General features: G+C 58.4%; 7 protein-coding genes and 2 pseudogenes. 5 read left to right on the top strand and 4 right to left on the bottom strand.

Features of this window, described 5'->3' with window-relative positions; genetic code table 11:
* From EG885_RS21730 to EG885_RS21720, 3 genes are all read left to right on the top strand, one after another.
* On the top strand, positions 1 to 472 hold a 472-nt coding region (locus EG885_RS21730; RefSeq protein WP_131578847.1), incomplete at its 5' end, for an IS3 family transposase.
* 486 nt (positions 473 to 958) lie between these two features.
* Positions 959 to 1318, top strand: a complete 360-nt coding sequence (locus tag EG885_RS21725; RefSeq protein WP_131578845.1) for a hypothetical protein — start codon at positions 959 to 961, stop codon at positions 1316 to 1318.
* The gene (locus EG885_RS21720) at positions 1311 to 1874 is read left to right on the top strand and encodes a DUF6036 family nucleotidyltransferase (RefSeq protein WP_131578843.1); all 564 of its coding nucleotides are present in this window, start codon (positions 1311 to 1313) and stop codon (positions 1872 to 1874) included. The genes EG885_RS21725 and EG885_RS21720 overlap by 8 nt, the downstream gene beginning before the upstream one ends.
* 235 nt (positions 1875 to 2109) lie before the next feature.
* Here the strand turns inward: EG885_RS21720 and EG885_RS21715 are convergent, their stop codons facing one another.
* The 3 genes from EG885_RS21715 to EG885_RS21705 all read right to left on the bottom strand — a co-directional run bounded on the left by EG885_RS21715 (position 2110) and on the right by EG885_RS21705 (position 3951).
* The gene (locus EG885_RS21715; RefSeq protein WP_131578841.1) at positions 2110 to 2421 is read right to left on the bottom strand and encodes an Atu4866 domain-containing protein; all 312 of its coding nucleotides are present in this window, start codon (positions 2419 to 2421) and stop codon (positions 2110 to 2112) included.
* Positions 2422 to 2505: 84 nt separating this feature from the next.
* Entirely contained in the window at positions 2506 to 3033 is a 528-nt protein-coding gene (locus tag EG885_RS21710) for a nuclear transport factor 2 family protein (protein WP_131578839.1), read from the bottom strand.
* Between the two features lie 195 nt (positions 3034 to 3228).
* Positions 3229 to 3951, bottom strand: a complete 723-nt coding sequence (locus EG885_RS21705; protein WP_131578837.1) for an SDR family oxidoreductase — start codon at positions 3949 to 3951, stop codon at positions 3229 to 3231.
* 97 nt (positions 3952 to 4048) lie between these two features.
* Here EG885_RS21705 and EG885_RS21700 point away from each other — a divergent pair, with 97 nt between their 5' ends.
* A complete protein-coding gene (locus tag EG885_RS21700) occupies positions 4049 to 4954 on the top strand; it encodes a LysR family transcriptional regulator (protein ID WP_131578835.1) in 906 nt (301 codons plus the stop codon).
* Positions 4955 to 5224: 270 nt separating this feature from the next.
* Positions 5225 to 5361, top strand: a pseudogene (locus EG885_RS23405) (recombinase family protein); the annotation flags it as partial.
* A 4-nt stretch (positions 5362 to 5365) separates the two neighbouring features.
* Here EG885_RS23405 and EG885_RS21695 read toward each other — a convergent pair.
* A pseudogene (locus EG885_RS21695) lies at positions 5366 to 5477 on the bottom strand (IS5/IS1182 family transposase); the annotation flags it as partial.

The raw sequence follows: 5477 nt of genomic DNA, 5'->3' as shown, positions 1-5477 counted from the left end.
GTGGGCGGGTGACATCACCTACGTCTGGACGCGGGAGGGTTGGGTTTATCTTGCCGTGATCATTGACCTTTTCTCCAGGCGCGTCGTCGGATGGGCCATCAGCAACCGCATGAAGCAGGATCTTGCCATGCGGGCGCTGAACATGGCCATCGCGATCCGAAGGCCACCACAAGGGTGCATTCATCACACGGATCGCGGATCGCAATACTGCGCTCACGACTATCAGAAGCTGCTGCGCAAGCACGGGTTCAAGGTGTCGATGAGTGGGAAAGGCAACTGTTACGACAATTCCGCCGTCGAAAGCTTCTTCAAGTCGCTCAAGGCCGAGTTGGTCTGGCGTCGCAACTGGCAAACCCGCCGTGAGGTCGAAGTCGCCCTCTTCGAATACATCAACGGCTTCTACAACCCGCGCCGCAAACACTCAGCCCTCGGCTGGAAATCACCCGTGGCCTTCGAACAGAGGGCCGCCTAAAATGAGCACCCGACCGGAATAGAACCGGGACAGGTCCATTTTGTTCCGCATGATGTGGTCGCTTTACTATGTCGCGAGATCCGGACCGATCGCACGGTCCGACCTGCGATATGCATATTCGATTAAGGCGTAGCCCACTTCCTCAATACGCTCGTCGGACGACATGCCCCCGCTATTTAGGTCAGCTTTTAGACACTTGCCTTCGACTGTTGCGCCCAATTTGCAATCAGTTTCGATTTCCGCCTTGTTGCACACGCTGGCGCCCTCGGGTGTTGGATGTCATTTAAACCAACTGGGTCCGAACCCTCGGACGATCCTTCTATCCGCTGATCTGACCACAGTACGCTAAAATCTCGTCCGGGAGACGTAGTCCAATATATGGGACTAAGAACACCCGCTCGAGCATATCTGATGCGCCTAGACCTTGCCTGAAGTCTTCAAAAATGCTTATCTAAGCAGGGTATTCTAGGGCTGAAGAGGTATGCTGTGACCTACTTGAGGGTCAACCAAGAGCAGGTAAACGACCGGGCGAAGCTGTTGATGCATCGCCTTGTGGCTCGTCGTATTTCGCAGCAGCCCGAACTGATCGAAGTGGTCAAGCGCACCGTGGCGACCGGACCAAGGTCGCTGAGCAGCAACCAGGAGTGGCTGGAAATCCTAGGTCGTAAGCCGGAAGAGGTCCGCAAGATGATTACATCCCGATCGTCCCAAATGACCCGTCTCCGCTTAAGCTCGCCGTTCGTGTCCGTTGCAGACCTCAAGGATCCGACGATTCGCAAGAGGGTCTGGAAGATCGCGAAGAAGGGAAAGATCATGAAAATGCAGGCAACGGCCTACGGTGAGTGAGGTCCGTACGATTGATGATCTTGAGCGAGCCGTGCGCGCGCTTGCTACACATTTTCGTACAGACACGGTCGTGATCATCGGCAGCCAGTCGGTTCTTCTCGAATGGCCTGATGCTCCCATCTTGATGCGAACCTCGGGCGAGATCGACGCTTATCCGATAAATTGGCTAGGATGGGAACAGGAACATCCAGACGATGAGGCCTCGGAAGAGATCAACGCACTGTTCGGTTGGGGCTCCATGTTTCACGAGGCTCATGGCTTTTATATAGATGGTGTTGACGCTCGCACAGCCACTCTGCCTCCAGGATGGCAGGATCGTGTCATGCATCTCGCCGTTAAACTGGACGGAGCCACAGTGACAGCGATCGCCCCATCTCCTGAAGACCTCGTTGTCTCGAAGCTGGCCCGCCTTGACGATAAGGATATCGCATACATCAAGGAACGACATCGTCTTCGACCTCTCGACATCAAGATAGTCGCAGATCGCCTGGCCGCGACGGATATAAATGATGCCACGCGAAAATCCGCGTCAGCCTTCCTTTTGACCCTTATGTAAAGCCGACTACCAAGTCTTCCCTATCCTCCCCGTTTCTGCCCCGTCATCAACCTGCACTTCACCTACTGCGGCAAGAATGCAGTCCAGACGTTCGAGCGGTCTCTGCCCAGGTTGGCTATTCAGATGTCGCGTTCGCCTGACGGGCTGCGTGAAGACGTGAGGCCGAGGCGTCATGGCAGGGAGCATCCTTGACATCAATTCGGCCAGCCCACGGCTCCGCCGATCGCCGTGAGCATCATTGGCGATAGAGGATCATTCCAGCATGATGCAGAACGTCTTCGATGAAATCGCCATTTGCGGTAAACCCGGTGTCGTCCCAGTACTCGATATGCGTTCCGGTCACTTCGTAGCGGCCCGTGTAGGCCACCTCGCGCGCGCCGCGGCCTTCGACATAGCAACCATCGGGCAGAAGCTCGTGGCGGATATGACCATCTCCCGTGACCCAGAGACCGACATAAGGATGATTGGCTGACAATGGCGTGTCTCCGGCGAGCAAGGGTTGGGTCAGAAGCGAAGTGACGATGAGGGCGGCAAACGCGCACTGCATGGGTGAACTCCTTTACTTTTGATTGCACTCAGATGCGCCGGGCGGGCGCGGAAGCGACCCGCGCGGCAAGGTCTTTTGAGCGGCCTACTGCTCGCGCGGCTCATTGTTGTCGACGACCTCCTGATAGGCAACGAGATCGAGGAAGGCCTCCGCCTCGACGACCACACCGTCCTCTATGGTCCAGATCCAGACGAACTCGTTGCCGTAAGGCGCGCCGGAGGTCGTGATGGCTGCGGCGTCGAAGCGGATGACGACGATATCTCCGACAGCCCAGATGTTGTGCACCTCCGGCGTGAGGGGGGTCGCAAGCCGGCTGACCAGAGGAACCGACGCCCGCTGTACGAAATCCTCGACACCTTTGTAAGTATCGGCGACCGGGCCAGAGCCGTGGATCGTCCAAATGACATCGGGCGACAGCAGATCGAACACGGACTCACCTCCCGTCCATGCGTCAAAGGCCTTGCGAACAATCCGCTCGTTCTGTGCGACCGTTGCGGTGTCGGGTGCGGCAGGTTCCGCCCGACCCGAACCTCCTGCCGTGGCAAGCGCTAAGGTCAACAAGACAGCGCACGCAGAACCACTAAGAGATAAAATCGGCGTCGTGACGTTCATCGGGTTGCTCCTTTCTCAAGATTTTTCAAGAGAATGATTGCTGCCGGTTCCTGTACGTCGTTGGAATGCCAGGACTGGTGAGAGATCGCCGCGGAGGCTACGAACCACGCGTGATGATTTCGCTCAAGCGGCAGCTGGCAATTCGGCAGGCGTAAAACCTGCGGAGAATATCAGGGTGCTCACCGGCCGATCCCTTCAGTTGCTGGATGCAGTCGGGCGGATGGTGATCTCGGTTGTATCTACGCCCTCAGGAGCCTCGATCACCTGCCGGACGGCGCGGGCAATGTCGGCTGGCTGAAGCGCAATGGCGCGATAGGCATTTATCGCCGCCATCGTCTCCGCGTCGGTGATGGTCGAGGCGAGTTCGCTTTCCACGACCCCCGGATTGACGCAGGTGACGCGGATGTTTGTGCTTTCCTGACGCAGTCCGTCCGATATTGCCCGGACCGCGAATTTGGTGGCACAATAGACTGCGGCAGTCGGCACGACCGCAAGGGCGCCGATGGAGCCGATATTGATGATCTGGCCGCTGCCCTGCTGTTTCATAACCGGCAGCGCCGCGCCGATGCCCCAGAGTACGCCCTTGATGTTAACGTCGACCATGCGATCCCATTCGTCCTGCATGCCGGCGGAAAGCGGTGACAGCGGCATAACTCCAGCATTGTTGATCAGGACGTCGATGCGCCCCCACTGCTCCATCGCCACTTGGGCAAAGGCGGCCATCGACCGACGGTCGGTCACGTTCAGTTCGCACGCCTCGGCCGTGCCGCCAGCACTGCGGATTTCTGCTGCGATGGCCTTGATGCGATCCAGCCTGCGTGCGCCCAGCAACACCTTTGCGCCGGCGCTGCCCAGTTCCCTGGCGATACCTTCGCCAATGCCACTGGACGCCCCGGTAATCAGAACGATCTTTTCCATGTCATACTCCCGCTGTTGGTCTGAAAAGAAGATGGACGTACCGGGCGGGTGTCGGTATCCGTCCAGTGCTGGACTGGATGGTTAGCGGGGCTGAACAATGAAGATTGACCTGAATCTTCTACCGCTGTTTCTTGCAGTTGCAGAGGAACACAATTTCCGGGCCGCGGCTGATCGTATTGACGTGACCCGCTCGGCGGTCAGTCAGGGCATCCGGAGGTTGGAGGATGCCTTGGGCACGGCGCTTGTGCTGCGCACGACACGTTCGGTGCGCCTGACGGAAGCGGGTCGAAGTCTGTACGAGGCGTTGTCGAAGCCGGTCGCCGATATCGGAGCGGCACTTGAGGGCGTGGAGTCAGAGACCAACACGCGCGGACTCTTGCGGATCGCGGCATCCTCGATCGCCGAGCAATTCCTCGCCGGTCCGCTTATAGCCTCGTTTGCGGCGGCATATCCAAGCGTGACGATCGACGTCACCGTCACCGATGTCGAATTCGATATCGTCGAAGCCGGCTTCGATGCCGGCGTCAGGTTGGGCGAAGTGATCGAGCAGGACATGATCGCAATCCCGCTGTCAGGTGATCAGCGAGAAATGGTGGCCGCTGCTCCGTCCTATCTCGCCGCACACGGCTCACCCATGCATCCCCGCGACCTTCTGCGCCACCGATGTATCGGCTGGCGCCCCGCGCTCAACGTCGCGCCTTACCGGTGGGAGTTCGAGGAAAACGGTGTGCCCTTTGACGTCGCCGTCGAGCCCCAGATCACGACCAACGACTTGCGACTGATGCTGCGCACGACGCTTGCCGGAGGCGGCATCACCCTCGCCTTGGAGGATAACCTCCGACCCTACGTGGAGAAAGGTGAGCTTGTCCCGGTGCTGAGTGCTTTCCTGCCGCCGTTTCCAGGATTCTTTCTCTACTTCCCGCAGCGTCGGAACATGGCACCCAAGCTGCGTGCTTTGATCGATTACATCAGGCGAGGCTCGTGGGCCATGTCCGGAACATGACGGTCGCGGTGCGTGTGACGGCGGCGAGAGGAGAGCCTTTGGGCGTCTGCCGTCACGGGTTGTCACCCATGAAGAGGATCAGACAACCGTCCTGTGGGCTATTTCCCCAACAATTGGCCTCAGTCCTGAATCCGCTGAACGTGATTTTGAATCGAGTGAAACGCTTGCAGCGACGCTCGTTGTATTTGGCAAGTTTGCTGCGGGGCCTTTCGGCCTAAAGTTCGTGTAATAACCCCATTCTCGTTAAGCGTTGGTGCACTAGTTTACATGGGCGCCTTTGTCCGCTCGGTCGATGACCGATCAACACCGCCTCGCCGCAGGGCAAGTTCATGCTACAGGCCCGGGAGGCGCCAGGAGATTTCGAGTGCGCACTGATCCGCGAGCGGACTCGCGCATGCCTAGGGTCAGGATTCATAACCAATAGATGACGGTTGCTGCGAGGGCGATGGCCGAGAGGAAGATCTTCGGACATCTGTCATATCGCGTTGCCACGCGCCTCCAATCCTTGAGCCTGCCGAACATG

This window comes from Paracoccus nototheniae, assembly GCF_004335005.1.
Taxonomy (GTDB): domain Bacteria; phylum Pseudomonadota; class Alphaproteobacteria; order Rhodobacterales; family Rhodobacteraceae; genus Paracoccus; species Paracoccus nototheniae.
This window is presented reverse-complemented; position numbering and strand designations above follow the sequence as displayed.

Excerpts from the sequence above, each read along its gene's own strand:
- EG885_RS21715 (WP_131578841.1), bottom strand. The coding sequence starts at position 2,421 with ATGCAGTGCGCGTTTGCCGCCCTCATCGTCACTTCGCTTCTGACCCAA.
- EG885_RS21710 (WP_131578839.1), bottom strand. The coding sequence starts at position 3,033 with ATGAACGTCACGACGCCGATTTTATCTCTTAGTGGTTCTGCGTGCGCT.
- EG885_RS21705 (WP_131578837.1), bottom strand. The coding sequence starts at position 3,951 with ATGGAAAAGATCGTTCTGATTACCGGGGCGTCCAGTGGCATTGGCGAA.
- EG885_RS21700 (WP_131578835.1), top strand. The coding sequence starts at position 4,049 with ATGAAGATTGACCTGAATCTTCTACCGCTGTTTCTTGCAGTTGCAGAG.